General features: G+C 31.8%; 33 protein-coding genes and 4 pseudogenes. 14 read left to right on the top strand and 23 right to left on the bottom strand.

The window, feature by feature from the left end:
- Nucleotides 1-33: 33 nt before the first annotated feature.
- The 6 genes from AAHN00_RS08015 to AAHN00_RS07995 all read right to left on the bottom strand — a co-directional run bounded on the left by AAHN00_RS08015 (nucleotide 34) and on the right by AAHN00_RS07995 (nucleotide 3,710).
- Nucleotides 34-435 carry a response regulator gene (locus tag AAHN00_RS08015; protein WP_341751345.1) on the bottom strand — a complete coding sequence of 134 codons (402 nt, stop codon included), beginning with the start codon at nucleotides 433-435 and terminating at the stop codon, nucleotides 34-36.
- A 1-nt stretch (nucleotide 436) separates the two neighbouring features.
- Nucleotides 437-781, bottom strand: coding sequence for a sensor histidine kinase (locus AAHN00_RS15100; RefSeq protein WP_410521444.1), 345 nt, complete (start codon nucleotides 779-781; stop codon nucleotides 437-439).
- Between the two features lie 6 nt (nucleotides 782-787).
- A complete protein-coding gene (locus AAHN00_RS08010) occupies nucleotides 788-1,213 on the bottom strand; it encodes a sensor histidine kinase (protein WP_342270948.1) in 426 nt (141 codons plus the stop codon).
- Between the two features lie 527 nt (nucleotides 1,214-1,740).
- Entirely contained in the window at nucleotides 1,741-2,340 is a 600-nt protein-coding gene (gene recR / locus AAHN00_RS08005; protein ID WP_341747653.1) for a recombination mediator RecR, read from the bottom strand.
- Between the two features lie 128 nt (nucleotides 2,341-2,468).
- Nucleotides 2,469-2,954 carry an RDD family protein gene (locus AAHN00_RS08000; protein WP_342270947.1) on the bottom strand — a complete coding sequence of 162 codons (486 nt, stop codon included), beginning with the start codon at nucleotides 2,952-2,954 and terminating at the stop codon, nucleotides 2,469-2,471.
- A gap of 105 nt (nucleotides 2,955-3,059) precedes the next feature.
- Nucleotides 3,060-3,710 carry an MJ0042-type zinc finger domain-containing protein gene (locus AAHN00_RS07995; RefSeq protein WP_341755277.1) on the bottom strand — a complete coding sequence of 217 codons (651 nt, stop codon included), beginning with the start codon at nucleotides 3,708-3,710 and terminating at the stop codon, nucleotides 3,060-3,062.
- Between the two features lie 95 nt (nucleotides 3,711-3,805).
- Between AAHN00_RS07995 and dapD the strand changes: the two genes are divergently transcribed.
- The 6 genes from dapD (at nucleotide 3,806) to AAHN00_RS07965 (ending at nucleotide 9,335) form a co-directional block, all read left to right on the top strand.
- Nucleotides 3,806-4,627 carry a 2,3,4,5-tetrahydropyridine-2,6-dicarboxylate N-succinyltransferase gene (dapD, locus tag AAHN00_RS07990; RefSeq protein WP_342270946.1) on the top strand — a complete coding sequence of 274 codons (822 nt, stop codon included), beginning with the start codon at nucleotides 3,806-3,808 and terminating at the stop codon, nucleotides 4,625-4,627.
- A gap of 122 nt (nucleotides 4,628-4,749) precedes the next feature.
- Complete coding sequence (uppS, locus tag AAHN00_RS07985) at nucleotides 4,750-5,439, top strand: polyprenyl diphosphate synthase (RefSeq protein ID WP_341751339.1); 690 nt, start codon at nucleotides 4,750-4,752, stop codon at nucleotides 5,437-5,439.
- Entirely contained in the window at nucleotides 5,402-6,106 is a 705-nt protein-coding gene (locus AAHN00_RS07980) for a phosphatidate cytidylyltransferase (protein WP_410521443.1), read from the top strand. Before uppS ends, AAHN00_RS07980 begins: the two co-directional genes overlap by 38 nt.
- Nucleotides 6,084-6,401, top strand: a complete 318-nt coding sequence (locus tag AAHN00_RS07975; protein WP_342270944.1) for a septum formation initiator family protein — start codon at nucleotides 6,084-6,086, stop codon at nucleotides 6,399-6,401. The genes AAHN00_RS07980 and AAHN00_RS07975 overlap by 23 nt, the downstream gene beginning before the upstream one ends.
- Nucleotides 6,402-6,415: 14 nt before the next feature.
- Nucleotides 6,416-7,027: a ribonuclease H-like domain-containing protein gene (locus tag AAHN00_RS07970; protein ID WP_342272619.1), complete on the top strand. Its 612-nt coding sequence runs from the start codon at nucleotides 6,416-6,418 to the stop codon at nucleotides 7,025-7,027.
- Between the two features lie 232 nt (nucleotides 7,028-7,259).
- The gene (locus AAHN00_RS07965; RefSeq protein WP_342270943.1) at nucleotides 7,260-9,335 is read left to right on the top strand and encodes an ATP-dependent DNA helicase RecG; all 2,076 of its coding nucleotides are present in this window, start codon (nucleotides 7,260-7,262) and stop codon (nucleotides 9,333-9,335) included.
- A gap of 156 nt (nucleotides 9,336-9,491) precedes the next feature.
- Here AAHN00_RS07965 and AAHN00_RS07960 read toward each other — a convergent pair whose 3' ends face one another.
- Nucleotides 9,492-9,647 (bottom strand): hypothetical protein, encoded by a 156-nt coding sequence (locus AAHN00_RS07960; RefSeq protein WP_342270942.1) that lies wholly within the window; start codon nucleotides 9,645-9,647, stop codon nucleotides 9,492-9,494.
- Nucleotides 9,648-9,802: 155 nt separating this feature from the next.
- Here AAHN00_RS07960 and AAHN00_RS07955 point away from each other — a divergent pair, with 155 nt between their 5' ends.
- On the top strand, nucleotides 9,803-10,609 hold the full coding sequence (locus AAHN00_RS07955) for an IS256 family transposase (RefSeq protein ID WP_342270941.1): 807 nt from the start codon (nucleotides 9,803-9,805) through the stop codon (nucleotides 10,607-10,609).
- A gap of 26 nt (nucleotides 10,610-10,635) precedes the next feature.
- Here AAHN00_RS07955 and AAHN00_RS07950 read toward each other — a convergent pair whose 3' ends face one another.
- From AAHN00_RS07950 to AAHN00_RS07920, 7 genes and pseudogenes are all read right to left on the bottom strand, one after another.
- Nucleotides 10,636-11,850, bottom strand: coding sequence for an IS256 family transposase (locus tag AAHN00_RS07950; protein ID WP_342270940.1), 1,215 nt, complete (start codon nucleotides 11,848-11,850; stop codon nucleotides 10,636-10,638).
- Nucleotides 11,851-11,924: 74 nt separating this feature from the next.
- Nucleotides 11,925-12,575 (bottom strand): annotated as a pseudogene (locus AAHN00_RS07945) (IS256 family transposase); the annotation flags it as partial.
- 4 nt (nucleotides 12,576-12,579) lie between these two features.
- The gene (locus tag AAHN00_RS07940; RefSeq protein ID WP_342270939.1) at nucleotides 12,580-13,470 is read right to left on the bottom strand and encodes an IS982 family transposase; all 891 of its coding nucleotides are present in this window, start codon (nucleotides 13,468-13,470) and stop codon (nucleotides 12,580-12,582) included.
- Between the two features lie 87 nt (nucleotides 13,471-13,557).
- The gene (locus AAHN00_RS07935) at nucleotides 13,558-13,713 is read right to left on the bottom strand and encodes a hypothetical protein (protein ID WP_342270938.1); all 156 of its coding nucleotides are present in this window, start codon (nucleotides 13,711-13,713) and stop codon (nucleotides 13,558-13,560) included.
- On the bottom strand, nucleotides 13,704-14,552 hold the full coding sequence (locus AAHN00_RS07930) for an IS3 family transposase (RefSeq protein ID WP_342272570.1): 849 nt from the start codon (nucleotides 14,550-14,552) through the stop codon (nucleotides 13,704-13,706). The genes AAHN00_RS07935 and AAHN00_RS07930 overlap by 10 nt, the downstream gene beginning before the upstream one ends.
- 11 nt (nucleotides 14,553-14,563) lie before the next feature.
- A complete protein-coding gene (locus AAHN00_RS07925) occupies nucleotides 14,564-14,854 on the bottom strand; it encodes a transposase (protein ID WP_342270937.1) in 291 nt (96 codons plus the stop codon).
- Between the two features lie 185 nt (nucleotides 14,855-15,039).
- Nucleotides 15,040-15,687, bottom strand: a complete 648-nt coding sequence (locus AAHN00_RS07920; protein WP_342270936.1) for a transposase — start codon at nucleotides 15,685-15,687, stop codon at nucleotides 15,040-15,042.
- Between the two features lie 93 nt (nucleotides 15,688-15,780).
- On the opposite strand from AAHN00_RS07920, the pseudogene AAHN00_RS07915 reads away from it, so the two are divergent.
- A pseudogene (locus tag AAHN00_RS07915) lies at nucleotides 15,781-16,092 on the top strand (transposase); the annotation flags it as partial.
- Nucleotides 16,093-16,268: 176 nt separating this feature from the next.
- Here AAHN00_RS07915 and AAHN00_RS15095 read toward each other — a convergent pair.
- Together AAHN00_RS15095 and AAHN00_RS07910 are read right to left on the bottom strand one after the other, a co-directional pair.
- Nucleotides 16,269-16,439: a hypothetical protein gene (locus AAHN00_RS15095; protein WP_410521442.1), complete on the bottom strand. Its 171-nt coding sequence runs from the start codon at nucleotides 16,437-16,439 to the stop codon at nucleotides 16,269-16,271.
- 86 nt (nucleotides 16,440-16,525) lie between these two features.
- A pseudogene (locus tag AAHN00_RS07910) lies at nucleotides 16,526-16,870 on the bottom strand (integrase core domain-containing protein); the annotation flags it as partial.
- Nucleotides 16,871-17,163: 293 nt separating this feature from the next.
- Here AAHN00_RS07910 and AAHN00_RS07905 point away from each other — a divergent pair.
- Together AAHN00_RS07905 and AAHN00_RS07900 are read left to right on the top strand one after the other, a co-directional pair.
- Nucleotides 17,164-17,397: a hypothetical protein gene (locus tag AAHN00_RS07905; protein WP_250310741.1), complete on the top strand. Its 234-nt coding sequence runs from the start codon at nucleotides 17,164-17,166 to the stop codon at nucleotides 17,395-17,397.
- A 215-nt stretch (nucleotides 17,398-17,612) separates the two neighbouring features.
- Nucleotides 17,613-18,809 carry an IS66 family transposase gene (locus AAHN00_RS07900; RefSeq protein WP_342270935.1) on the top strand — a complete coding sequence of 399 codons (1,197 nt, stop codon included), beginning with the start codon at nucleotides 17,613-17,615 and terminating at the stop codon, nucleotides 18,807-18,809.
- Here AAHN00_RS07900 and tnpB (AAHN00_RS15090) read toward each other — a convergent pair.
- The 6 genes and pseudogenes from tnpB (AAHN00_RS15090) to AAHN00_RS07875 all read right to left on the bottom strand — a co-directional run.
- Nucleotides 18,806-18,991 (bottom strand): IS66 family insertion sequence element accessory protein TnpB, encoded by a 186-nt coding sequence (gene tnpB, locus AAHN00_RS15090; protein WP_410521371.1) that lies wholly within the window; start codon nucleotides 18,989-18,991, stop codon nucleotides 18,806-18,808. The two genes, AAHN00_RS07900 and tnpB (AAHN00_RS15090), sit on opposite strands and share 4 nt — an antisense overlap.
- Before the next feature lie 282 nt (nucleotides 18,992-19,273).
- On the bottom strand, nucleotides 19,274-19,420 hold the full coding sequence (gene tnpB / locus AAHN00_RS07895; protein WP_342270934.1) for an IS66 family insertion sequence element accessory protein TnpB: 147 nt from the start codon (nucleotides 19,418-19,420) through the stop codon (nucleotides 19,274-19,276).
- Nucleotides 19,408-19,659 (bottom strand): hypothetical protein, encoded by a 252-nt coding sequence (locus AAHN00_RS07890; protein ID WP_342270933.1) that lies wholly within the window; start codon nucleotides 19,657-19,659, stop codon nucleotides 19,408-19,410. Before AAHN00_RS07890 ends, tnpB (AAHN00_RS07895) begins: the two co-directional genes overlap by 13 nt.
- A gap of 19 nt (nucleotides 19,660-19,678) precedes the next feature.
- Nucleotides 19,679-20,221, bottom strand: coding sequence for a transposase (locus AAHN00_RS07885; protein WP_342270932.1), 543 nt, complete (start codon nucleotides 20,219-20,221; stop codon nucleotides 19,679-19,681).
- Between the two features lie 12 nt (nucleotides 20,222-20,233).
- Nucleotides 20,234-21,418 (bottom strand): IS3 family transposase, encoded by a 1,185-nt coding sequence (locus AAHN00_RS07880; protein WP_342270912.1) that lies wholly within the window; start codon nucleotides 21,416-21,418, stop codon nucleotides 20,234-20,236.
- 276 nt (nucleotides 21,419-21,694) lie between these two features.
- Nucleotides 21,695-22,105, bottom strand: a pseudogene (locus AAHN00_RS07875) (IS481 family transposase); the annotation flags it as partial.
- A 118-nt stretch (nucleotides 22,106-22,223) separates the two neighbouring features.
- Between AAHN00_RS07875 and AAHN00_RS07870 the strand changes: the two are divergent.
- The gene (locus AAHN00_RS07870) at nucleotides 22,224-22,580 is read left to right on the top strand and encodes a transposase (protein WP_342270931.1); all 357 of its coding nucleotides are present in this window, start codon (nucleotides 22,224-22,226) and stop codon (nucleotides 22,578-22,580) included.
- A 13-nt stretch (nucleotides 22,581-22,593) separates the two neighbouring features.
- Nucleotides 22,594-23,301: an IS6 family transposase gene (locus AAHN00_RS07865; protein WP_342270905.1), complete on the top strand. Its 708-nt coding sequence runs from the start codon at nucleotides 22,594-22,596 to the stop codon at nucleotides 23,299-23,301.
- Here AAHN00_RS07865 and AAHN00_RS07860 read toward each other — a convergent pair.
- Nucleotides 23,282-23,566, bottom strand: a complete 285-nt coding sequence (locus AAHN00_RS07860) for a sugar phosphate nucleotidyltransferase (protein ID WP_342270930.1) — start codon at nucleotides 23,564-23,566, stop codon at nucleotides 23,282-23,284. The genes AAHN00_RS07865 and AAHN00_RS07860 overlap by 20 nt on opposite strands.
- A gap of 428 nt (nucleotides 23,567-23,994) precedes the next feature.
- On the opposite strand from AAHN00_RS07860, the gene AAHN00_RS07855 reads away from it, so the two are divergent.
- A complete protein-coding gene (locus AAHN00_RS07855; RefSeq protein ID WP_341752248.1) occupies nucleotides 23,995-24,768 on the top strand; it encodes a LicD family protein in 774 nt (257 codons plus the stop codon).
- An 8-nt stretch (nucleotides 24,769-24,776) separates the two neighbouring features.
- Nucleotides 24,777-26,066, top strand: a complete 1,290-nt coding sequence (locus AAHN00_RS07850) for a DNA recombination protein RmuC (RefSeq protein WP_342270929.1) — start codon at nucleotides 24,777-24,779, stop codon at nucleotides 26,064-26,066.
- Nucleotides 26,067-26,215 lie beyond the last annotated feature (149 nt).

The raw sequence follows: 26,215 nt of genomic DNA, 5'->3' as shown, positions 1-26,215 counted from the left end.
AAATGAGTATACTCTTTTGCTTTGAGTATGTATCTAGTTATGGAACTGCCTTATAGTTTCAAGCAGTTCTTCGTTTTTATAAGGTTTATGGATTAGGTATGTTGCTTGTTCTTGTAAGAGCTTTTGCATTTCCTGATGATTGCTAGACAAACCAGTTTGAAAAATTATAGGAATATGTGCAAGGTTCTCATCACTTCTTATTTGTTTATGTACTTCACAACCTGTCATATCAGGAAGAGAAATATCAAGAAATATTAACTCTATTGTATTAGCATGTGTTTTAGATAAATTAACTGCTTCTTGTCCGGAATAAGCACTGATAATTTTATATTTTTGTTCATAATGTAGCACTAAGTTTATTACGTCATGGCAAATTGGTTCATCATCAACAAAAAGTATAGTAAATACTTTTGCAATATTATCCTTTGTAAGCATTTTATGTCTCTTTTTTATCGTATACAGGAATCATAAATTCTAATTTTGTTCCTCTTTTACGGTTATTCTCGGCATAAATATAACCATTATGAGCCAGTACAATTTCTCGGCAAATAGATAAACCAACACCTGTACCAAGAAAATTATTATTAGTTCGTGAACTACGAGTAAATACTTCAAAAATAGTCTCAAGTTCTGAGTCTGGAATTCCTATACCTGTATCGATTAGGCTAAAGCACCAATAAGGAATATTTTCATGATTTTTTAAATCAATTACCGCTATAATTAATCCTTCCTTAGTATATTTGAGTGCATTATTAAATAAATTATTTAATAATTGGTTAATCCTAATTTAATCTCCATTAATCATTGCTTTTGTAATACTATGATCAATAAGAATAATATTAATTCGATCGTTAATTATGTTTAATTCTGTAAGTTGCTGCACGGTCTCTTTTATAGAAGATAATAGATCCATAGCAACAAAATTAAACTGCATTTTCCCGGTACTAAACTTAGATAGGTCTAGTAGGTCATTAATTAATTTAATAAGACGTTGATTATTTTTAGCTATTATACTGACATACTTTACGTGTTCTTGCTCATCCATTTTATCCCAATTTTCATATAAAAACTGAGCGATACTACTTCCCCCATGTATCGAAGTCCTAATTTCGTGAGTAACGTGATTCAAAATATTATCTTGCTCTGATATCTTTTGTTCTAATTCTAATATTTTAGTTTTTGAATTATTTCTTAAATTAAACCACGAAAACATTTTGTACCTGCAAATATAAAGAACTACAGGAATCAAAAGTATGACTAAAATAGTCCAAAAAAGTTGGTACATATGCTTACTTTAGTTAAAATAATTATATGCAAGGTAAAATATAAAATAAACTAATGAAAATATCTAAAAATTTCAAATTAACATTTCATATAAATAATTCTAATTTAGTAATCTTTGATAATTTATTAACAAAATTTAATATAATATCTAACCAACAGTTTATATATTATATTAAATTTTTCAACACAATAAATAATTTTTAGTTAACCACTCTGCACTGCAAGTGCAGAGCTTAATATTACGGCATGAATGCCTCATGTATGTACTAACTTAAAAGTTAGAAACTATTTGTGTATGGTTCATTTAAAAAGTGTCACAACACAAAAAGAATATATCTGTGAAGTGTAAGATTTTGTTAAAAAAATATCTTATCTTTTCTTGATAAGATATTTAAAATTTATGTTGAAACGACGCACTGCAAGTGCGGGGTTTTTCTCCCAAAGTGGGACAATAAATTAGTCAAAAGGCTGTCTTAAGGTTATTGCAGCTGATAAAGTTCCTTCATCTAAATAGTCTAGTTCTCCCCCTATTGGAATGCCGCTAGCTAATCTTGATATTTTGATAGTATAATCTTTGAAATATTCAGTAATGAAATAAGCTGTAGTTTGACCTTCTAAGGTAGAATTAGTTGCAATAATTATTTCATTAATGTTATTCTCTTGGCATCTAGCTAGTAATTCTGGTAGTCTTAATGCTTTAGAATTATGGCTATTTGCAGTTGACAAATTATGTCCTAGTACATGATAATATCCATTAAAAATGCCACTACGCTCTATTGCCCACAATTCTGTCACTGTTTCAACAATTGCTATAATAGATTTGTTGCGATCATCAGATGAACATACTCTACAAATATGATGAGAATCTATGTTGCCACAAATATCGCACTTGACAACATTATTATCTACGTAAGAAAGAGCTGAAATTAAACCTTTTAACCTAACGTCTTTTTCTTGTAAAAGATGCAGGACTATACGCCTTGCTGATCTTTGACCAAGACTAGGTAGTTTGGAGAAAAGATAGATCAACTGATCTATTTCATTTAGTTTATTCATTTTAGCATACCTTTACTACTTATAACTTGATTATCAAGTAAAATGAAAAATCATATTGGATGGCATCGTTTTTACTACTAATAATCCAGTGATACTACTACAACTTTTAAAATTAATACTATTGTGTTTTAACTTTTAATAACCACTGTTCCAGCAATTTTATCATGCAAAGCTTGGCGTTGTTTAGAAAATAGTATAAACCAAATACCAACTAGCACTAATACATATCCACAAAATCTTTTAATTAATTGCCATTTACTAGGTTTTCCAAGAGTGATTGCGTCTACTATTTTCATATGCATAATCATTTTTCCTGGAGTAGCACCGAAATAAATCCAAAAACCAATAAAATATGTTGCAGTTAGGGCAAAATTAATTATAAACATTAAAATAAATAATGTAAGAACATTACTAGCAGTTACATTTTGAACTAACTCCGGTTTCGTGCTACCCATTATTAGTATGTCCGCTATACTAGCTTTAAAAAAAAATAAAGACAGTCTAGATAACATAAAGTGGGTGATCGGAGTTGTAAAAATTGACAACAAAAACGAATCTAGGCAAGAAGCAAAGAGCCTAGGAATTAGTTTAGGGTATATAATTTGTTTATTCATTTTTTTCTATATATATCACGGAAGTTCGATGTAGCTTGTTACATCGAACTTCCGGTTATGTTATGGGAGTATTTGAATTGATTATAAGTCTCTTTCAAAAGAAGTCTAATGTAATATGAAATCCAAACTATTACCAAGCATAATATTTAACAACTCACTTGAACGAGGAACTACATCAAGATACGTAGCGATGTCGATATGTTGCTTAGGTGGCAATTTAATATTTTTTTGATTCATTATATAGGATTTTACTGTTACATATTTTTTATTGAGCAATCTAACCCGAATAAGTGGTATTGTCACATCATGGTCAGAAGTATTACTTATCCTGTAGGAAACTTTAATTTGTCCCATTTCTTTATTTTGTTCAACATGTATATTTCTTATAGTTAATATATTATTATTCTCTTTATACAGAGCTGGTATATTAAACTTCTCGTGAAATAACATTAATAATAAGAAGACAATTAAACTAAGCCACAATAATATAGATAAAATATGCGATTGCTCAGGAATTTTAGTTGGTAATAAAGCCGGTAAGTTAGTACCTTTAGTTAAATATATTTTATTATTTTCATTAGTGCTAGCGTTTTTTGTGGTATTATCTGATATAATGGGAGGTTCTTGCTGATCAAGCTCTGCCTTTTGATACCATATATGGTGGCATTTTGAACATTTGACCTTCCTACCAGTCATACCTATTTGTTCTTTTGAAACTATAAAGGTAGTGTTACAATTTGGGCAAGCAATACTCATTTACGTGCTCTAATTTGTATACTCAAATTTGAGTATATAGGTTGACTTAAAAATAAAGTAAATTATGATTTTTTTTACAATTTAGCAAGGATGTTATGCAAAAACATATTAATACTATAGAAGAATTTTGGCAAATACGCGATAAATTAACTCAAGATGCAGAAAAAACTAATTATGCCAAACAAATATTGCAGGATATTATTGATGGCTTGAATCAAGGGTTAATTAGGGTTTGTAAAAAAGAAGGAGCTGATTGGCAAGTTAATCTTTGGGTAAAAAAAGCAATTTTATTACATTTTATTGTAACTGATTCGCAAATCCATTCTGGTGATTGTATGAAATGGTATGATAAAATTGCTCCCAAATTTGCTACAAATCATAATGAAGAATTATTTAGAACCCATGGCTGTCGTATCGTTCCCGGAGCATTTATAAGAACGGGGGCATATTTAGCTAAAAACGTTATTGTTATGCCTTCTTTTATTAATATAGGTGCATATATAGGAGAAGGAACAATGATTGATACTTGGGCCACCGTAGGATCATGTGCACAAATAGGAAGGAATTGTCATATTTCTGGCGGAACAGGTATTGGTGGGGTACTAGAGCCAATACAAGATACCCCGGTAATAATTGAAGATAATTGTTTTATAGGTGCAAGATCAGAAATAGCAGAAGGGGTTTTAGTAGAAGAAGGAAGTGTAATTAGTATGGGAGTATTTATTGGTGCATCTACCAAGATAGTAGATAGGGAAAGTGGAAAAATAATTTATGGTAGAGTTCCGGCCTACTCAGTTGTAGTACCAGGCAGCTTACCTGCTGATTCAGGAAAACCAAGTTTATATTGTGCAGTAATCGTTAAACAGGTGGATAAAGGAACTAGAAGTAAAGTATCCATAAATGATCTATTACGATGAAAATTTCCTATAACTGACCGCAAATATATGTTCATTAATGGCATTTCTGTGTTATTATATAGCTAACCTGAGCCATAGTAATGGTGATAACTTCGAGTCATCCCAGCGTATATACAATAAATATGAATACAATCAACAAAGTAAATCATTTAGCCATTATCATGGACGGTAATGCAAGGTGGGCTTTAGAAAAAGGCTTACCAAAATCTGAGGGACATAGAGCAGGTGCTAATAGAGTAAAGAAATTATTACCAGATTTTATAGAACTTAATATACCTTACGTGACACTTTATACTTTCTCATCAGAAAATTGGCGTAGGTCAAAGACTGAAGTGACATTTTTACTAAAATTATTACGTTATTATCTAAAAAATGAGACTACACTACTACACGAAAACGGAGTCAAAATAAAAGTTATCGGTAGATTGGATATGTTAGATAATATGTTACAAAAACAAATCCATGATGCTATAGAATTAACAAAACATAATAATAACATAACTCTTTGTATTGCTTTTAGTTATGGCGGGCGAGCAGAGATTGTTGACGCATGCCAGAAAATCATCAATTCTAGTAAAACACAAATTAGCGAGAATGAGTTTGGTAATTATCTATATGATCCAAGAATGCCTGATGTAGATTTGTTAATTCGTACTGGTGGTCTATGTAGAATCAGTAATTTTCTACTATGGCAAGCTGCCTATGCTGAACTATATTTTTTACCTAAATACTGGCCTGACTTTAACAAACAAGATATACTAGAAGCATTAAACGATTATTCAAAAAGAAAAAGGAATTTTGGTGCTAGATAAGAGGTCTAATATAGTAGTAAGAATATTATCAGCCCTAGTAATAGGACCAGTATTTATTATAGCGATAATGTTCATTAAGTCATTATTTTATATAATTATGTTATTAATTGCCATAATTATGTCATATGAATGGTATCAAATGACAAAATCGTCCTTTTCCCATATATTACTGGGCTTTGTTATCATTCCCATTCCCACTATATCTTTAATAATAATTGCTACTGAAGATAAAAATCGATGGCTATTATTACTATATTTCATTATAATATGGTCAGTTGATATATTTGCTATGATTGCTGGGAAGAATATAGGCGGACCTAAGCTGACCCCCAAGATTAGTCCTAACAAAACTTGGAGTGGATTAATCATAGGGGTATTAGCTAGTGGGCTTACAGCATTTTTATTAAGTTTAGTACCTAGCTTTGACTTACCAACTGACTATTTATTAAACAAACGGCACTTAATTATAGCAGCTATTTGTTTAGCACTAATAGCACAAATGAGCGATTTATTTATTTCATATTTTAAGCGTAAATTTGCTATAAAAGATACTGGTACTATAATACCAGGTCATGGCGGTGTTCTAGACCGATTTGATAGCATAATTCTTACCGCCCCAATATTATTTTTATTATTAAAATATTATGAATTATCAATATTTTATTGATTCAGTTAAAAATTCCAAAAAAATAATATTTAATGTTTTGCTATCTTTATTATTAGCTTATTTTATCTTCCATTCTATTTGTGGTAATAGAGGGATTATTGCTTATTTTAGATTAAATCAACGACTCGAAAAAACCTATAGTGAACTAGAAAATTTAAGGGCAGAACGCATTGAACTTGAACATAAAGTAAAACTACTTAGACCAGAATCTCTAGATAGAGATATGCTTGACCAAGAAGCAAGAAGAGTTCTAGGGGTAGCGTCGCCAAAAGAACAGGTTTTTACCATAAAATAACTTAGGAGGTTATTATCAGTATTATAGTTTTTCAGAATGATCTCCCGGAAGATTTTAATATTGCAGGAGACCTAGCAATCGATACAGAAACGATGGGGTTAAACTTACATAGGGATAGGTTATGCCTTTTGCAACTGAGTAATGGAGATGGTAAGGCTTACTTAGTAAACTTTATTGACAAGAATTACGCAGCACCTAATTTAAAAAAACTATTGCTTGATAAGAATCGATGCAAAATATTTCACTATGCTAGATTTGATTTAGCAGCAATAATAAAATATCTTGGAATAGATTTGGAGAACATATTTTGTACAAAGATATCTTCTAAACTAGTTAGAACCTATACTGATACTCATGGTTTAAAAGACTTATGCCGCGAACTACTTGCAGTCCAAATTTCTAAACAACAACAGTCTTCCTATTGGGGAAGGTTTGATCTTACAGCTGAACAAAAAGAATATGCCGCCAAAGACGTCCTTTACCTACATCAACTTCGTGCTATCTTGCAAGATATGTTACTGACCGAAAATAGGTTAGATATTGCAAAACAAATTTTTAAGTTTTTACCTATTAGAGCCAACTTAGACCTAGTAGGATGGAACGATATTGATATTTTTATGCACTAAACTCTAGATGCTGCGAACAAATATAGTTATTATTAACCTAGGTTCGATATAACCAAGTTAATATACTCTTCTGCTCCTACGAATTGTTTTTTGAAAATATCATGGACTCGCATGCGTAACTATACTATATGTACGCTACGCCTGCTACGCCTGCTCACCATTCATTTTCAAATCCAATTTTTCAAATCATTTGAGTATATTACATCGAATTCAGGTTAATTAAAAAAATAATATGTTAACTATCAATAAGTTTTTTTTCTTACCAATTAAATTACGTATTAACGTTGGTGATAATATAATTATTGGACTTAAAAGATTGGGAATAATCAATTTAAGAGATTTGTTATTTTACCGCCCTACTTCTTATCAAGTTAAAATAATTTCACCAAATTTATCTTCACTAAAAAATGGTCAGTTAATTCAAACTGAAATAACAATAGAAGAAGTTCTTGTGCCTAAGAACAAAAAACAGCCTTTGAAAATCTTAGGATCTAATGAAACTGGCTCAATTCTGCTGATATTTTTTAATAGACCATCTTATTTTATTCTAAGTAAACTTACAATAGGCAGTAAACATACAATTAATGGTAAAGTACAAGTTTTCTCTAGCTTACCTCAAATAGTCCACCCAATATTTATTTTGGCTCAAAAACTTACCAGCCCCCTAGAACCAATATATCCTTTGACCTATGGGATAATTAATAAGCAACTTTATTCCTATATAATAAAGGGGCTTGATTTGTTTGAGAAAGAGTGGTGCTGTATTCCTGAGAGTTTTCAAGAAGTAAAGGATTATACTAAATCATTATTAGAAGATTTAAAAACTTTACATTTATATCAGGTTAAAACTAAGCAATTAGAAGAATTACATACTCAAGCTTTAAGACAATTGGCAGAAAAAGAACTTTTTGCTAACCAAATTTCATTACAATATCTCCGCCAACAAACAAAATTAAAACAAGGTAATTCATTTACCGGGTCTAGTCAGTTACAACAAGCAATACTTAAGACATTAAGCTTTGAACTCACACCTGACCAAAAGAACGTGATTGAGGAAATTGCAAAACATCAATTATCTCCTACAGAAATGATGTGCTTACTCCAAGGTGATGTTGGTTCTGGTAAAACCCTAGTAGCTTTATTGACAATGGTCACTGTATCATACCATAAATTTCAAGCTGCACTAATGGCCCCTACCGATTTATTAGCAAACCAGCATTACCAATTCTTCGTTAAAGCCTTAAGTGAAACCGGAATAAGGCTTGGTTTACTTACTGGAAAAATATCTACCAAAGAACGAAACAAAGTTCTATCAAGCCTAGAAAATGGAGATATTGATATATTAATTGGCACTCATGCATTATTTCAAGAAAAAGTAAACTTTAAAAATTTAGGTTATATCGTCATTGATGAACAGCATAAATTTGGTGTACAACAACGGTTAGATTTAATTAATAAAGCCTCTCATCCCGATGTTTTGGTGATGACCGCAACCCCTATTCCTAGAAGTCTTACTTTGACCATGTTTGGAGATATGGATATTGCTAAATTAACAAGCAAACCAAAAAATCGACTACCAATTATTACTAGCATATTGCCAAAGACCAAGCTAAATGATGTAATCTCAGTTTTAGATAAAAAGCTAAAATTTGGAGAGAAAATTTACTGGATATGTCCCCTTATCGATCAAAATGATGGAGAGTTAACAACACAGGCAAAAAATACAGAATTAATCGACATCAATACTAGACTAATTACCATTGAGAATGCCTACCCTAACATTACAGGTATAATACATGGCAAAATGAAAAATGAGCAAAAAGATATGATTATGCACCAATTTAAGAATGGTAATATTAAAATCTTGGTTGCTACAACTGTAATTGAAGTGGGTATCGATGTACCAGAAGCAACCTTAATAGTCATAGAAAATGCTGAACAGTTTGGTTTAGCTCAGTTACATCAGATAAGAGGTAGAGTTGGACGTGGAACTTTACAATCTCATTGTATTCTTCTATATGATCCTCAAAAATTAACTATGGTTGCAAAATCTAGATTTGAAGTGATGAGAAACAGCAATGATGGTTTTTATATAGCAGAGCAAGATCTGCTCCTAAGAGGTAGCGGAGAAATATTAGGAACAAAGCAAAGTGGTGAAATAAGATTCTTTTTCGCTGATCTAGCTAGAGATTTAGACCTTTTAACTAAAGCCAATAAATTAGCAGAAGAAGGTTCAAAAGATCATTCTGAACTCTCTCTACTTCAAATAAAATTATTTGCTAGAGTAGAGTTTAATGAATTGAACTAGCAGTTCAATCGTTATTCATTCAGATTATATACTCAGGTAGAACTTCAAGAATTGGCTCTGTACAAATAAGTGTGTAAATTTTTCAAAGGTTATATAAAAATATAATATAACAAAAGGAGAAATTATAATGCACTAAAAACAAAATGAAGCAATGAATCAAGCGATAGATTTATTGTCCCACTTTGGGAGAAAAACCCCGCACTTGCAGTGCGTCGTTTCAACATAAATTTTAAATATCTTATCAAGAAAAGATAAGATATTTTTTAACAAAATCTTACACTTCACAGATATATTCTTTTTGTGTTGTGACACTTTCTAAATGAGCCATACACAAATAGTTTCTAACTTTTAAGTTAGTACATACATTAGGCATTCATGCCGTAATATTAAGCTCTGCACTTGCAGTGCAGAGTGGTTAACTAAAACAATTAACCAAACGGCTTGTAGAGAAGGCATTGCAGTCAGAGATGAATAATCATTTAGGATATGATAAATATTGTCATACTGATAGTGATAATGTTCGTAATGGTAGGAATGTAAAGAATCTAGTAACAAATAATGGAGTTGTAGAGATTGAGGTTCCAAGGGATAGAAGTAGTACATTTGAACCTGCATTAATTCCGAAGCGTCAAAGACGTATTGAAGGATTTGATGATAAAATAATATCATTATACGCTAAAGGAATGAGCTTATCTGATATTAAGATTCAAATGCAAGAATTGTATGGAGCTGACGTTAGCGAAAGTTTGATAAGTCAAATTACTGATAATGTAATTGAGGATGTCAAGATATGGCAAAGCCGACCATTGGATCGAGTATATGCTATAGTATTTTTTGACTGTTTAGTAGTAAAAGTACGTCAAGATAAACGAATTATCAATAAGTCTGTATATGTAGCATTAGGTATTGATTTATCTGGAAGGAAGGATATTTTAGGATTGTGGATCAGTGAAAATGAAGGAGCGAAATTTTGGCTTGGTAATTTTACTGAGATGAAGAACAGAGGTATGCAAGACATGCTTATTGCTTGCAGTGATAATTTAACCGGTATGTCTGAGGCAATAGAAGCAGTTTTTCCGAAAACCGAACATCAATTATGTATTGTACATCAGATTAGAAATAGTTTAAAATATGTATCATATAAAGACCGAAAAGAATTAGCGGCTGATTTAAAGCCTATATATACTGCTAGCACAGAGGAAGAAGCACATCTTGCTTTAGAATCTTTGAGTCAATCATTTAATTTGTGTAAGTTCATTTTTGAGCCTTTCTAATTAAGTGTGTAAATTTTTCATAGGGCTTAAATTCTACCTTCAAATTTTATCAAAAAGTGAGCCATAGCTGCGTTCCAGTTTGGAATCGGCATAACCCATTTCTTGGTCATATAATCAATTGCCAAATATAAGGTCTTAAAAACAGCATTATCATTTGGAAAAACCCGTTTATTCTTAGTAACCTTACGTAATTGGCTATTGACAGATTCTACACTATTAGTTGTGTATATTACTTTCCTTATCGCCTCAGGGTATCCTAGAAAAACCATTAAATTTTCCCAATGAACATACCAAGATTTAGCAATTTGTGGATACTGTTTACTCCATTTAGCTTCAAAAGATTCTAAAGCAAGATGTGCTTCTTCCTCCGTGCTAGCAGTATATATAGGCTTTAAATCAGACGCTAATTCTTTTCGGTCTTTATATGATACATATTTTAAACTATTTCTAATCTGATGTACAATACATAATTGATGTTCGGTTTTCGGAAAAACTGCTTCTATTGCCTCAGACATACCGGTTAAATTATCACTGCAAGCAATAAGCATGTCTTGCATACCTCTGTTCTTCATCTCAGTAAAATTACCAAGCCAAAATTTCGCTCCTTCATTTTCACTGATCCACAATCCTAAAATATCCTTCCTTCCAGATAAATCAATACCTAATGCTACATATACAGACTTATTGATAATTCGTTTATCTTGACGTACTTTTACTACTAAACAGTCAAAAAATACTATAGCATATACTCGATCCAATGGTCGGCTTTGCCATATCTTGACATCCTCAATTACATCATCAGTAATTTGACTTATCAAACTTTCGCTAACGTCAGCTCCATACAATTCTTGCATTTGAATCTTAATATCAGATAAGCTCATTCCTTTAGCGTATAATGATATTATTTTATCATCAAATCCTTCAATACGTCTTTGACGCTTCGGAATTAATGCAGGTTCAAATGTACTACTTCTATCCCTTGGAACCTCAATCTCTACAACTCCATTATTTGTTACTAGATTCTTTACATTCCTACCATTACGAACATTATCACTATCAGTATGACAATATTTATCATATCCTAAATGATTATTCATCTCTGACTGCAATGCCTTCTCTACAAGCCGTTTGGTTAATTGTTTTAATAAACCATCCTCTTTAAGTAATGTTGATATATCTGTATCATTATTTATTAATAAATCTATCGCTTGATTCATTGCTTCATTTTGTTTTTGGTGCATTATAATTTCTCCTTTTGTTATATTATATTTTTATATAACCTTTAAAAAATTTACACACTTATTTGTACAGAGCCTCATTTTTTATTTTCCAATAAATCATATTTAAAATCTCCACAAAGTATTTCAAATTGATTTAAAGCTAAAGACCAATCTTTAATAGGCATGGTCCATTTTTTGGCTGCATTTTGTAGGGATAAAAATATTATTTTTTGAATTGACTTATCATCTGGAAACACCCCCTTATTTTTGATAATTTTTCTAATTTGACGATTTACAGATTCTATAGTGTTAGTAGTATAAATTACCTTTCTGATCTCTTCAGGAAAGGCAAAAAACGGTATTATCCCAGACCAATTACGTTGCCAAATATCAGAAATTACCGGATATTTTTTATCCCATTTTACACCAAATTGCTGAAGTTTTAAACGTGCCATTTCGTCATTATTAGCTGTATAAATTTGTTTTAGATCTGATGTGACCTCTTTTAAATCTTTATATGACACATACTTTACTGAATTGCGAACCATATGTACAATACATAATTGTACTATAGTACTCGGGAATACACTGCTTATAGCTTCTGGAAAGCCCTTTAAACCATCCACACAAGCAACATAAATTTGTTCAATTCCTCGATTCTTTAACTCAGTAACTACTTGCATCCAAAATTTAGCACCTTCATTTTTGCCTATCCAAATGCCAAGTAACTCCTTTTTCCCTTCTATAACCTCAGTTTGATGCAAGATGAAGGTTGAGATTGTTTAATTTTCCAAAAGCTACAGAAATTTTATTAGGTTTGAAAACATAGGCAAGTAGCCCAGCTAATACATTAGTTTGAAAATTCATAACAGATCTATGCCTTGTATGGTCTATATGAAAAAGGTTTTTCAATTGATCATTAATGGTTTCAATAATGTGCCTTTTATTTAAAAACTGCTTTTTAATAGGATCTATTATTCTTTCTTTCATATTACTTTTAATTTTTGTTATTAGTTCTAAACCTTGATTAGCAAGGGATTGAGTGAGTTTTTTACTGATATACCCACGATCACCAAAAAGCCAGCCTTGTAATTTATCTACTAAATTTTCCACCACTGCTCTATCATCGACATTTCCAGGAGTTAAAGAAAAACTCATAATCTCTCCGCAACTGTTAATGACAATATGTAGCTTACAGCCAAAGAACCACCCAGTGGAAGTCTTACCTCTTTTTGCTATGTCTTTGAATACTTTATGTCTATTAATTCTTAAATTATGGCAAGCAGGAAGTTTAGTAGAGTCGATATAATATTGACCAGTTTGTTTTCCTGTTAGGCTTTTTAGCAGTAACACCATGGGCATGAAGCTCATTGGCATTAACTGAACAAAACGACTATAGCTCACAAGTTTTGGAAATTCCTTTCTATAACTTTGGCATAGGCAGCATAAATAAAAATCTTTAAAGGTACGGTAGTGACTCAAGTGAAACATTACTATAATAGTAATAATCTCTGAGAGTCCTATACTGCAGCCCACTTTACGCTTACGGTTAGGATTTGGTAATATATATTTATTTCGCTCCGTATCAAAATGCTTGCAAAAATCATCAATTAAGCAGAAAATCTCCGTAAGAGGGATCATAATATATTCTCCAATTTTGTCATTATTATTAGAGAACTTTATAATCCCTCCCTTCTTAATTTTCAAATGTTCTTTCTTACGTCAAACTCAGGTTTCTATATTTACAGCAAGTGCTAAATATACTGCTTTATTTATTGTCCCACTTTGGGAGAAAAACCCCGCACTTGCAGTGCGTCGTTTCAACATAAATTTTAAATATCTTTGATCTGTCAACAGTTTTCCGGACAGTTTGTTTAGGCACATTTTTGCATTTTCTCGTATTGTACAGGTGATAGATAGTCATTAGTTGAATGCATCCTTATACGATTATAAAATACTTCTATATATTCAAATATGGCATATTTTGCTTCCTCCCTAGTTTTAAATTTATATTGATAAATTAGTTCTGTTTTTATAGTGTGAAAAAAGCTTTCAGCAACAGCATTATCCCAACAATTTCCTTTACCGCTCATACTCTGTATAATACCATGTTGTTTTGTAAGTTTTGAATGGCTATCAGAACAATATTGACTACCTCTATCAGTATGCCAAATAAGTCCTTTAGGTGGTTTACGTTGCCATATTGCCATTAGCAGAGCATTATTAACTAAATCAGCTTTCATGTTACTATTCATTGACCACCCTATAATTTTCCTAGAAAATAGATCAATAACGGTTGCTAAGTACAGCCAACCTTCTTCAGTTGGAACATATGTGATGTCCCCAACCCAATAACAATTAGCAGCATAGACCTTGAACTTTCTATCCAATAAATTAGGAGCAACTTGCTTATTATGACTAGAATCAGTAGTTGCTTTAAATTTATGTTTGCTTTTACATACTAAACCAGCTTCATTCATTAGCCTTGCAATCCGCTTCCGACTAACAATTATACCGTGTCTAGATAGTTCCTTTTTAATGGGTCTAGATCCATAATTCCTTCTACCTTCTTGAAAAATTGTTTTAATCTTACAGGTTAAAGCATTATCTTCTTTGTCCCTATTGCATTCAGGGGTAGTTAACCATTCATAATAGCCACTACGTGATACTTTCATAAATTTGCACATAATCGCAGTTGAAAAATCACCTTTATGCTTCTTTATCCATGCGTACTTTATTGGGACTCTTTCGCAAAGTACGCGGCAGCCTTTTTTAATAGATCACGCTCCTGCGTTACCCTAGCTAAATCTTTCTTTAATCTTTTTAATTCATCATAGAGATGTTCATCTGTTCGCATTATTGATTCTTTAGGTTTGGAATATTTATCTACCCAAGTATATAGAGTATTTCTAGTAATACCTAACTCTTTAGCTGTTTGTGACACAGGTCGCTTGGACTCAATTGCTAATTTAACTGCTGACTCTTTAAATTCAGCCGGATAAACCTTTGGTTTGCTATTAGTCATTTTTGTACTTCCTTTCTGTTAATATTGTCTCCTATTAACTGTCCGGAAAACTATAACCACATCACTTATCAAGAAAAGATAAGATAAGATAAGATATTTTTTAACAAAATCTTACACTTCACAGATATATTCTTTTTGTGTTGTGACACTTTCTAAATGAGCCATACACAAATAGTTTCTAACTTTTAAGTTAGTACATACATGAGGCATTCATGCCGTAATATTAAGCTCTGCACTTGCAGTGCAGAGTGGTTAACTACTATGTGATTGTCTCTAGATTTTACATAGATACAGTCCAAGTATAATATTGGATACACCCTATCTAAACAACGATTTTGCCACCTAGTTACTTCTTCTATCACCCCATCTGTTATGGTGGATATCAAGTCACCAGATACATCAGTTTGATATATTTCTTCTAAATGCCCTCGGATCTCGCTGACTGTCATACCGCGACCATAAAGGGATATCACTTTCTCATCAAATCCATTAAATCTCCTCAGCCCTTTTGGTATTAATTGAGGATTATACTCTCCTTCCCGATCTCTTGGTACTTCTACTGTCAGCTTACGACCATCCCCATCAATTACTGTCTTCTCATAGCTACCATTACGACGATTATTATCTACTTTTGGCATCTTGCTATGTTTTGAATATCCTAATTCATGATCCAACTCACTTGCTAATATTTTCTCAACTATTTGCTTCTTTAGCTGTTGAAATAAACCATCTCGACCAAATAACTCCGATGGATCTGCTTTTGATAATAATTCTTCTACTAGCTGATTACTGATGTCTAATGTATCTTTATCTGTATCTAATTTTTTAGCCATAATTCCTCCTTGCTTGCTTAAGTTACTTTTTTTACAGTAATCTCTTACTGCTTTCTTTGCAACTTACACAAACTATAGGACAGACTCGAATCTTTTGAAGCTAAATGGAGTAAACAGTATCCACAAATTGCTAAATCTTGGTATGTTCATTGGGAAAATTTAATGGTTTTTCTAGGATACCCTGAGGCGATAAGGAAAGTAATATACACAACTAATAGTGTAGAATCTGTCAATAGCCAATTACGTAAGGTTACTAAGAATAAACGGGTTTTTCCAAATGATAATGCCGTTTTTAAGACCTTGTATTTGGCAATTGATTATATGACCAAGAAATGGGTTATGCCGATTCCAAACTGGAACGCAGCTATGGCTCACTTTTTGATAAAATTTGAAGGTAGAATTTAAGCCCTATGAAAAATTTACACACTTAATTAGAAAGGCTCCAAGAATTGGCGTTGTCGTGTCTAAAGATCGAAGCTGCCTAGTTACTCATGTACGCTACGCTGCTCGACTTTGCTACTACCTAGCTCTTCTTGAAGTTATACTATCGTCTACCAACTCTTCATTTACGAGCAGTATATTTAGCAGAATATTCCCACATAGGATTCCAATAATATTTTAGCAGCTTCTATACTATCTACAATAATGCCAAATTGTTGTAATGATGTTGGGTAAAAATTATGACTACCAAAATAAAAAACTTTGTCATCTACTATCCAAAACTTATTATGGCTTCTTGCATTGGTATTGATAATATGATTATAACTTATATAAGCAAGATGGAGATGCTGTTTTAATTCTTGTAGAAGTCAAGATTTGATCTTACAGACCCCATAAATTAACTTATTAGATTGTCAGATAAATTTTGACTGTCAGATAAGTGTTCAAGATACAAGATATCATTATTTTTTTCAAACGCTAATTTTTTACTATCTTTAAAGGTTTGCATTGGAGTTTTACCATAGCAATACTTGCCGGAATGAGGGCGTTCGTTATTATAATAATGTAACCAGGTATCAAGATCTTTTTGCAATTCAAAAAGTGAATTGTAAATCTTTTTACGCATTGCAGTATCATAAAACTCATTTTTCATGATTTTATGAAACCTCTCACATATCCCGTTAGTTTGAGGGGAATATGCTTTTGTAACGGTGTGTTCTATTCCTTCAATACTGTATACTTGCAGCAAAACTGCGTAACACTATCTAATTTTTTTGCTAGTATGAATTTATTGTATAAATTTGGGTTTCTACTATGCAAATATCACCGATTAATCAAAACTTACGCTATGTTTTATGATAAGTGGCTTTGTACTGAGATATTATTAAAATTCTTTACTATGAAAAAATGGCTTTCAGCCAAGGTTTTTAGTCATACTTGAGATAACATAGCGTAAGTTTTGTAATAAAAACTAGTTGAAAAAGTACCAATTATATTATAACATTTGAAATATTAATAATAATGATAATTAATCAAATGAAAAAACCAAAAGTAGCGACCTTAAGTGCTGAAGAACGAGAAGAACTAATACAACATGTCAAGGAAAGTTCATTAACGGGAGATGAACAGCAAACGATAGTAGAACTTGTGAAATTTTGTAATGAGCTAATAGACAAGCTAGCATCATCAAATATCAGTATAAATAAGCTTAAGGAAATGCTGATTGGTTTTAAGGCAGATAACAAAAAAAAGATAGTTCAGATTCATTAAAAGAACCGCCAAGTGAATCTGATAACGGGAATGGTGGTAATGAAGAAGAGTGCGATAAGCCCAAAAAGATAGATCGTAGTAATTGGCAAGGTAAATATGGGTTTGATGATTATAAGGATGCGAATACCAGCTATTTAACTCCTGAGAATTTTTGTAGTGGTGATAGCTGTCCTCACTGTTGTAATGGCAAACTATATAATAGTGAAGCTAGAAAATTGCTACAATTTACAGGTAATGCTCCAATTACAGTCAACAGATATGTAAAGAAAACGCTACGTTGTAATGCTTGTGATTATATAGTTATGAACAATAAAAATATCAACAAATGGACAAATAGTAGCAGAAGTGCAATAGTGTTACAAAAGACCTATGGTACTCCTTTCTACCGTTTATCTAGGCTGCAAAGTTTAAGTGGTGTTCCTGTGGCATATAGCTCGCTCTGGCAACAATATTTAGATGTTTGGCAAGAAGGTGGTGGAGCTGAAATTTACGGGGTATTATTGGAAATGGCTGCCGAATGTAGTTCACTGAACCTTGATGATACTAGAGCTAGGATTTTAGAAATTACTATAGCCAATAAGAAATTACGTACTCAAAATAAGAAAGGACGCAGCTGTTATACTACTACAATATGTGCTAAGACTGCAAATAATGAGGTGATAGTTTTATATTTTACCGGTAATAGGCATGGTGGAGAAAATATAGGTAACGTACTAAAGAATCGTAAGAATAGAACAGATTCTATCCAATTAATGACTGACGCAAGTAACAATAATAACCCGGTATTATCAGAAGCAGATCAAGAATTACTGGCAATAATAGTGATGATCAATTGTTTGTCACATGGTCAGAGAAAATTTACAGAGAATGAACTATATTACCCTGAAGAATGCGGATATTTTCTCAAACAAACACGAGGGATTTACCACAATGAACATCAATGTAAAGAGATGAGTCCTGAAGAAAAACTTGGGTATCATCAGGAACATAGCAGTAAATATATAGAAAACATATATAACAAAATAGACGAATTATTTAACGACAAGAAAGTTGAGCCTAATAGTAGGCTTGGACAAGCTATGAAATATTGGATAAATAATAAAGAAGGTTTGACCCAATTTTTAAAAATCCCAGTTAGCAATCTTGATAATAATTGGGCTGAGAGATCACTGCGTACCATTATTTTACAAAGGAAGAATTCATTATTCTTTAAAACAATCAATAGTGCTGAGATACATAGTGGTCTGTATAGTATAGTAAAGACTTGTAGTGAGAACGAGATCAATGCCTTTAAATATTTAAATTGGCTACAAGAGCAGAGTAGCAAAGCAAAGAAGCGTCCTGCGAATTATACGCCTTTTGCCTATGCAAGATATATGAATAATACGGAATTAATCGAGACAGCAGCTTAAACGACAGGAAGCCAATCATTAGAGAATTTGGCAGAACTAGGATCACCATTATGAATAAGAATGTGTAAGGTTCTATAACAAATTTGATAAGATGAATTATCAGATGGGAAAAGTTTTGCGGTAAATTTACCTTTGGATAGGCGTTTAGAGCATAGCCAAAAGCCTTGACCGTCAAAGGACAAAATTTTAATGGCAGTTCTGTTTTTATTGTCCCACTTTGGGAGAAAAACCCCGCACTTGCAGTGCGTCGTTTCAACATAAATTTTAAATATCTTATCAAGAAAAGATAAGAATGAATCATACAGATATTTTTTAACAAAATCTTACACTTCACAGATATATTCTTTTTGTGTTGTGACACTTTCTAAATGAGCCATACACAAATAGTTTCTAACTTTTAAGTTAGTACATACATGAGGCATTCATGCCGTAATATTAAGCTCTGCACTTGCAGTGCAGAGTGGTTAACTATAGAATAAAAACAAGGAACCATTAAGAGGGTCAGAAGAAAGTTTTTGTCTACAAACAGCGATTAAGCCATCGATACCCTTGCGAAAATCGATGGCAATAGTGGCAACAAAAATAACTGACGCCGGGGTTAGTTGCAGCATAAAAATGTCTGAATTATGGTTTTTGGTTCTAGTGTTTGGATAATAAGTTTGGTACCATTTGGTTTAATAATGTGACAAGTATAGTGATTTTGTTTGGGGGCAGCTACAGGATCGGTATCTATAGAATTTAATAGTTGAAATGGGAGAAAATTAATATTTTGTTGTAGAGCTTGATTTGAAGTTGAGACAGGAGAAGTTTTGAGGGTAGGCTCATGGGCTTTTTTAATTGAACGAGTCAATCATTTAATTTGTGTAAGTTCATTTTTTATTTTCCAATAAATCATATTTAAAATCTCCACAAAGTATTTCAAATTGATTTAAAGCTAAAGACCAATCTTTAATAGGCATGGTCCATTTTTTGGCTGCATTTTGTAGGGATAAAAATATTATTTTTTGAATTGACTTATCATCTGGAAACACCCCCTTATTTTTGATAATTTTTCTAATTTGACGATTTACAGATTCTATAGTGTTAGTAGTATAAATTACCTTTCTGATCTCTTCAGGAAAGGCAAAAAACGGTATTATCCCAGACCAATTACGTTGCCAAATATCAGAAATTACCGGATATTTTTTATCCCATTTTACACCAAATTGCTGAAGTTTTAAACGTGCCATTTCGTCATTATTAGCTGTATAAATTTGTTTTAGATCTGATGTGACCTCTTTTAAATCTTTATATGACACATACTTTACTGAATTGCGAACCATATGTACAATACATAATTGTACTATAGTACTCGGGAATACGAAACTGGACTGATTTTTCAAGACAAATTTTTCACTAATTTTGTTTCCCATTTTACATAATTTTTAAGCTGCATTTTGTAAGTAATCAAGATACACGTTCATCGGTTTTTTATAACCAATACTTGAATGGAATCTTTGATTGTTATATTTATCCATGTATTTATCAATACCATCTTTAAGTTCTGCGATATTTTTAAAATCATTTATAAATATACAATTATATTTTAAAGTTCTAAAAAATCTTTCAATCACAATATTATCAATGCTTCTACCCTTACCGTTCATTGAGATTTGTATATTATTCTCTTTTAGAATTCCCGTATGCTCATGTCCAGTATATTGACTACCCTGATCACTATTGAATATTTGTGGTGCAGGGTATTTATTCAGTGCATCTTTTAATACATCGGTTACAAGTGATGCATCCATAGAATTAGATACTTTATAACTTAGTATTGCCTTACTATGCCAATCTATAATCGCCACAAGATACATAAATCCTCCGTTAGTTCTAATATAAGTAATGTCACCACTCCACACTTGATTAACATAAGGTACATGAATAGTTCTATTCGTTCCTGATTTGTGCCAGTACGGCTCAAGCAAATAGCTATAAATTTTATGTTGACCATCCTTCACAGAAGTAGATTGCTTTTTATGAGGATGAATAGCTTCTATACCCATTATTCCCATATATTTAAGCACCCTATCTCTGCCCACATTAAAGCCGTCTTCCAATAATTGTTTGTATATATAACGATAACCATACTCAGGGTTATCCGTATATATTTCATCTATTCTATTTAAAATATCAAGATTATATAAGCTCATTACTTTAGCTTTATAATATACTCCAGATCTGCTTATCTTTAATAGTTCACATTGCCTTGTCTTTGCTAACGTACTCAGCTTGGGGTCGACAAGACTTTTCTTATTTGATAAGTCCAAGCTGTTTAGCTTTCCCACCGCCCAGTCCCTCTCGACTGTAGCCTTACCTAATGCTTTTGCAAGTTCATCGTTTTGATTCTTAAGTTCACTAATCTGCCCTTTGTACTCACTAACAGCTTTTGCTGGCTCAAATGCCAATGACGCATTATCTAAAAATTGTCGTTTCCAGTTTTGCATAGTTTTAGCCGTTACTTCATATTTGACCGATAACTGACCTATTGTTGATTCTTCTTTTAACATCTCTAATACTATTTTAGTTTTTGCTTCTGCACTAAAATTTTTAATTTGTTTTTTACCCATTTGTTTCTCTTTAATTTTATTTATTATTCTATACTTATTGAGAAACAAAAATACCTGCTTCTTTGTCTAATTTTTTCAGTCCATTATACTAATTCCTTTAGATGGTTTGGTATAGGATCAAACTTATTAGTTTTAGTTTGACGCCAGGCTTTAAATTGCTGAGCTACTTGCTCAATAGTAATTGATGGTATTTGCATAGTATGAAACCCAAATGTATAAAAAATTCATACTAGCAAAAACATTAGATAAAGTTATGCAGTTTTGCTGCAGGTATACTGTAACGGTGTGTTCTATTCCTTCAATACTTAAAAACAATTCAAAGGCATGATGTTCTATATTTCCTTTATATTCAGTACCACGATCAGTTAATATACGTAGTATAGGAATACCTTGTTCTTCGTACCAAGGTAGAACTCTATCATTTAATATATCAGCAGAGGTTATAGCTGTTTTGTCTGTGTATAATTTGGCATCCGTCACCCTGGAATAGCTATCGATAAAAGTTTGACCATAAACCTTACCTATTCCTTTAAAGTTGCCAACATAGTAAACATCTTGACAACCAAGATAGCCTCGATGTTCTGTCTCTATTTCCCCATGTGCCTCTTTAAGATTCTTACGATTCTCCAAGACACGTAATTGAGCTTCCTTAAGTATAATGCCATCCTGAGCCATTTTAGTTTCTAGTCTGTCCGGCAAAACTCTATAAGTCTTATAGATAATAGGGTTTAATGGCAGAAAATAATAAAGAAATCCATAAGAAAATGTTAAAATATGCTAATAAACCTTATGGATTTCAGTCAATATGCCAATAGAAAATATTATCAAATCACAAAAACAAGGAAAACTTTTTGGTTATAAATTAAAAGAAGAATTAAACTCAAATAATAAGCTATATAAATTAAGAGAATTAATAAATTGGTCTGGTCTAGAAGAATGGTTATCAAAAAATGTTTCTATTAAGAGATTTGGTAGAAATAGAAAATGTCATAGAGTGATGCTTGGTGTAACGATGCTACAAGCAATGTATAATTTTTCAGATTCATTAGCAGAGGAAGAACTAAAAGAAAACATGTATTGGCAATATTTCTGTGGGTGGGAATATATAGAGGTTCTGTCGCATATGTTGGACAATAGAAAAAAGATTGATATAATGATCTAAAAAAGATGTTAAGATGTTTCGTATTACTGCAAGATTATTATCATATTTCAAAGGATTTTGTTCTTCACCAGAAATAATAATGTTATTTGTCTATATGAAATGCCGATTTTCTTTAAGTTATCGAGATTTGGAAGAAATGATGAGTATAAGGGGAGCAAAAATTGATCACTCTACATTACAAAGATGGGTTATAAAATTTGTACCATTGATAGATCAGGTGGTTAGAAAAAGAAAGAAGCCAGTTGGTAGTAGTTGGAGAATGGATGAGACTTATATTAAATTAAACGGTAAATGGGTTTATTTATATAGAGCACTAGATAGTCTTGGTAATACTGTAGACTTTCTGCTACGTAAGCATAGAGACAAGCCTGCAGCACTTGCATTTTTTCGTAAAGCCTTTAGAGAGAATAATTTTCCTGAGAAAGTAGTAATTGATAAAAGCGGTAGTAATACGGCTGCTCTTAATGATTTGAATACAGAAGTTCCTAAAGATTATAAAATTAAGGTTATTCAGACCAAATACCTGAATAATCTTGTAGAACAAGATCATAGGTTTATCAAAAAACGTACAAAGCCAATGCTTGGTTTTAAGAGTTTTCATTCTGCAGAAATGACTATTACCGGTATAGAAAATATTCGTATGATGCAAAAAAGACAAATAATTGGAGCTAATGATAATCTTTCTACTTTTGAGAATTTTGCTATGTTAATGGCATCATAATGTCCAAAACCTTAGTTTTAACAATCTTGATGTAGTATGATTTATAGATGCGACAAAACCCTCTAAGTTGCTCTTTTGCTATTAATTCATATTCCTTAGCAATTATTAAAGTTGGTTTGCCTAAAGTTCTGTTTGTAATCAAAGTTTTTTGTATTAAACTCAAATTCTTAAATATTTTTATAAATTGTTTTGGTTGCATCTGTCGTGATAATGGCCATAATCTAGTTCCTAGACCACCAGCCATAATTACTGGTTTTACTTTCATATATAATTATCTAACTAAAGCAACTTATAGTTTATAACTTTAAAAAAGTCTACTAAACTCAATAACAACCAGCTGAAGCTGGTGGGTTGATATCTAGACTGGAAGTCGCTATTACTCTAAAGAGATATTACTAATGCCTGTGCTATCTCTCTGATCCTAATTCTTATAAGTTACCCTGCAATACTTTTGTAGCGATATTTAGTGATCCAAACAACATGAAAGCGATGGTAAAATACAGTGTGGCTAGTCTTGTTATAATCTGTCATATATGATATTTTAATATACATGAAGAGCTTGCTCTTATGTATATTAAAATATCATATATTCAAGTTATAGTGAATTGAAATATTAGAACAAGGACTGAAGTCTTTCCCAGCTGAAGCTTGGGGTTTTAACCAAAAAGGTGACTATAAACATGGGAAATATATATGCACAAAAATCATAAAAAAACTAATAACTTTTTCTTTAAAATAGCTGGAGTAATTATAATTACTTACGGTTTGTACCTAGGCTATGTAGAGTTTTATGATCACAAATGGAGATATGTAACTCCTACCGACCAACAAGTACAGAAATATACAATTAGTGAAAACAAAGCCCTAAGCTTATACCAATTAATGAAAGATACTCATGAAATATTGACTAAACATAATATACAATATTGGATTGAGGGCGGTACACTTCTTGGGGCAGTAAGGCATAAAGGTCTTATACCTTTTGATGATGACTTAGATATTGGTATAATGCACGCTGATGAAATAAGGTTACAAGATATATTAACAGATTTTGTCGAGTTAGGTTATAAAACTTACCATCAAGATTTTTACACTATATGCAACAAGGTATGTATAGATATTTTTATTTTTCGCCCAAAAGACAACATGTTTATATCTGCTAATTTCAGAACGTTACGTAGATTTCCTAATGATTTCTTTTATATTAACGAAGTATTTCCACTGAAGAAATATAAATTTGGTGAGATTGAAGTTTATGGTCCTCATGAATTTAAAGGTAACCTAGATAGGCTATACCCAGAATGGGATAAATACGGGATAATTCAGCAACCGCATAGTTATTTTGTTACTCTTTCGCCTATTGAACAAAAGACTAAATTCATTTTAACTCCGAAATTATTAAAGCCAGCTATGCCAACTGGTCCTTTAGAAGACCGGGTAATTCCGAAATTACTAACTAAAGAGTAAATTTATCAATGAGTTATATTTCATTATTGCTTACTACCGGACTTGTTGTTTTATTTAGCTTGTTCGTTTGGTTTTATCATAAGACAACCAAGCTCAATGCAGAATTAGGCTTTCTATCAAATAACTATTTAGAAGAAAATAAGCAGAATCAAATTTTGCAGCAAGAAAAAATTTCTTATATCCAAAAAATTGAGCAATTATCTAGTAAAGTAGACTATCAGAATCAATTGATAGCTGAAGCAGATAAAGCAAGGCAGGAGTCATATGTATCGGCAAAAAATGCTTTATTTGATCTTGGTAATGAGCTGTCTAAACAATTAATTGAAATTCATAGACGGGAAAATCAAGAAGCAAGGGAATTATCAGAAAAAAATATTTCGGGAGCAACAAGCAAATTTAATAACGAGTTTGAACGTTTAATAAACATGGTTGGGTCATTAAGTAGGGATATCGAACAATCTAAAGGAACAGTAGACATTATTAAACAATCTCTTCTTTCTCCATCTGGAGCTGGATTACTTGCTGAAATTACTCTTGAGAACATTCTAAAATCATCAGGTCTACGTTCTAATTTAGACTTTATCATACAATATTCTGTGACAACTACCGATAATTTAAAACTTAGACCAGATGCCCTAGTTTTCTTACCTTCTGGTAACTTAATGGTTATAGATGCAAAAGCTTCAAAGTTTTTAGTAGATTTAGGGCAAGATAGTTCTAATCTTAGTAAAACTATGAATAATCATTTAAAGTCCTTAAATAGTAAAGATTACGCGGAAAATATTTTAGCTAGTTTCCAAGATAAAAAGGAACATTTTGCTAATATAGTTACTTTGATGTTTGTCCCTACTGAACAGGCAATTGAAAAAATTCTGATTGCAGATAATAATTTTTTACAAAAAGCCTGGGAAAACAATATCTTTCCAGTTGGTCCAGCAGGACTTATGAATATGCTATCATTTGCTAAATTCCAAATTTCAGATTATAGACGGTCAGAAAATCACAAATTAATTATAGAAGAGGTAAGAAAATTATTGACCTCTATTGCTTCGTTAGCGGAGCATTCGCAGAAACTTGGCAATAATATTCAGCATATAGTCAATAATTATGATAAATTTGCCGCTTCTTTTAATCGACATTTTTTATCTAAGGCTAGGAATATTCAAAAATTAGGCATAGATATTGGTAACAAAACAATCCAGCATCCTATAGAGCGTTATCAGCTTGTTTCATCAAAATCTGAAATTATTGATGCCCAGTTGCTCGAATCATCCGATAAAATCAAGGAATTAGAATAGACCTCTTGCATAATTTGCTTATCATAATTTCAAAAAATGAGGAATTGACTTTAATTGTTAAAATATATATACTCAAATGATTTGAAGAATTGGATTTGAAAATGAATGGTGAGCAAGCGGAACGTACATATAGTACGTGAGCATGTGAA

The organism is Candidatus Tisiphia endosymbiont of Parasteatoda lunata (genome assembly GCF_964030955.1).
Classification (GTDB): domain Bacteria; phylum Pseudomonadota; class Alphaproteobacteria; order Rickettsiales; family Rickettsiaceae; genus Tisiphia.
Note: the sequence above shows the minus strand (reverse complement) of the source record. Positions and strands in the feature narration are given on the sequence as shown.

Coding starts and splice junctions, on each gene's coding strand:
- AAHN00_RS08015 (WP_341751345.1), bottom strand. CDS start 435: ATGCTTACAAAGGATAATATTGCAAAAGTATTTACTATACTTTTTGTT.
- AAHN00_RS08010 (WP_342270948.1), bottom strand. CDS start 1,213: ATGTTTTCGTGGTTTAATTTAAGAAATAATTCAAAAACTAAAATATTA.
- recR (WP_341747653.1), bottom strand. CDS start 2,340: ATGAATAAACTAAATGAAATAGATCAGTTGATCTATCTTTTCTCCAAA.
- AAHN00_RS08000 (WP_342270947.1), bottom strand. CDS start 2,954: ATGAATAAACAAATTATATACCCTAAACTAATTCCTAGGCTCTTTGCT.
- AAHN00_RS07995 (WP_341755277.1), bottom strand. CDS start 3,710: ATGAGTATTGCTTGCCCAAATTGTAACACTACCTTTATAGTTTCAAAA.
- dapD (WP_342270946.1), top strand. CDS start 3,806: ATGCAAAAACATATTAATACTATAGAAGAATTTTGGCAAATACGCGAT.
- uppS (WP_341751339.1), top strand. CDS start 4,750: ATGAATACAATCAACAAAGTAAATCATTTAGCCATTATCATGGACGGT.
- AAHN00_RS07975 (WP_342270944.1), top strand. CDS start 6,084: ATGAATTATCAATATTTTATTGATTCAGTTAAAAATTCCAAAAAAATA.
- AAHN00_RS07965 (WP_342270943.1), top strand. CDS start 7,260: ATGTTAACTATCAATAAGTTTTTTTTCTTACCAATTAAATTACGTATT.
- AAHN00_RS07955 (WP_342270941.1), top strand. CDS start 9,803: ATGAATAATCATTTAGGATATGATAAATATTGTCATACTGATAGTGAT.
- AAHN00_RS07950 (WP_342270940.1), bottom strand. CDS start 11,850: ATGCACCAAAAACAAAATGAAGCAATGAATCAAGCGATAGATTTATTA.
- AAHN00_RS07940 (WP_342270939.1), bottom strand. CDS start 13,470: ATGATCCCTCTTACGGAGATTTTCTGCTTAATTGATGATTTTTGCAAG.
- AAHN00_RS07935 (WP_342270938.1), bottom strand. CDS start 13,713: ATGTGCCTAAACAAACTGTCCGGAAAACTGTTGACAGATCAAAGATAT.
- AAHN00_RS07925 (WP_342270937.1), bottom strand. CDS start 14,854: ATGACTAATAGCAAACCAAAGGTTTATCCGGCTGAATTTAAAGAGTCA.
- AAHN00_RS07920 (WP_342270936.1), bottom strand. CDS start 15,687: ATGGCTAAAAAATTAGATACAGATAAAGATACATTAGACATCAGTAAT.
- AAHN00_RS07905 (WP_250310741.1), top strand. CDS start 17,164: ATGAAAAAACCAAAAGTAGCGACCTTAAGTGCTGAAGAACGAGAAGAA.
- tnpB (WP_342270934.1), bottom strand. CDS start 19,420: ATGCTGCAACTAACCCCGGCGTCAGTTATTTTTGTTGCCACTATTGCC.
- AAHN00_RS07885 (WP_342270932.1), bottom strand. CDS start 20,221: ATGGGAAACAAAATTAGTGAAAAATTTGTCTTGAAAAATCAGTCCAGT.
- AAHN00_RS07880 (WP_342270912.1), bottom strand. CDS start 21,418: ATGGGTAAAAAACAAATTAAAAATTTTAGTGCAGAAGCAAAAACTAAA.
- AAHN00_RS07870 (WP_342270931.1), top strand. CDS start 22,224: ATGCCAATAGAAAATATTATCAAATCACAAAAACAAGGAAAACTTTTT.
- AAHN00_RS07865 (WP_342270905.1), top strand. CDS start 22,594: ATGTTTCGTATTACTGCAAGATTATTATCATATTTCAAAGGATTTTGT.
- AAHN00_RS07860 (WP_342270930.1), bottom strand. CDS start 23,566: ATGAAAGTAAAACCAGTAATTATGGCTGGTGGTCTAGGAACTAGATTA.
- AAHN00_RS07855 (WP_341752248.1), top strand. CDS start 23,995: ATGCACAAAAATCATAAAAAAACTAATAACTTTTTCTTTAAAATAGCT.
- AAHN00_RS07850 (WP_342270929.1), top strand. CDS start 24,777: ATGAGTTATATTTCATTATTGCTTACTACCGGACTTGTTGTTTTATTT.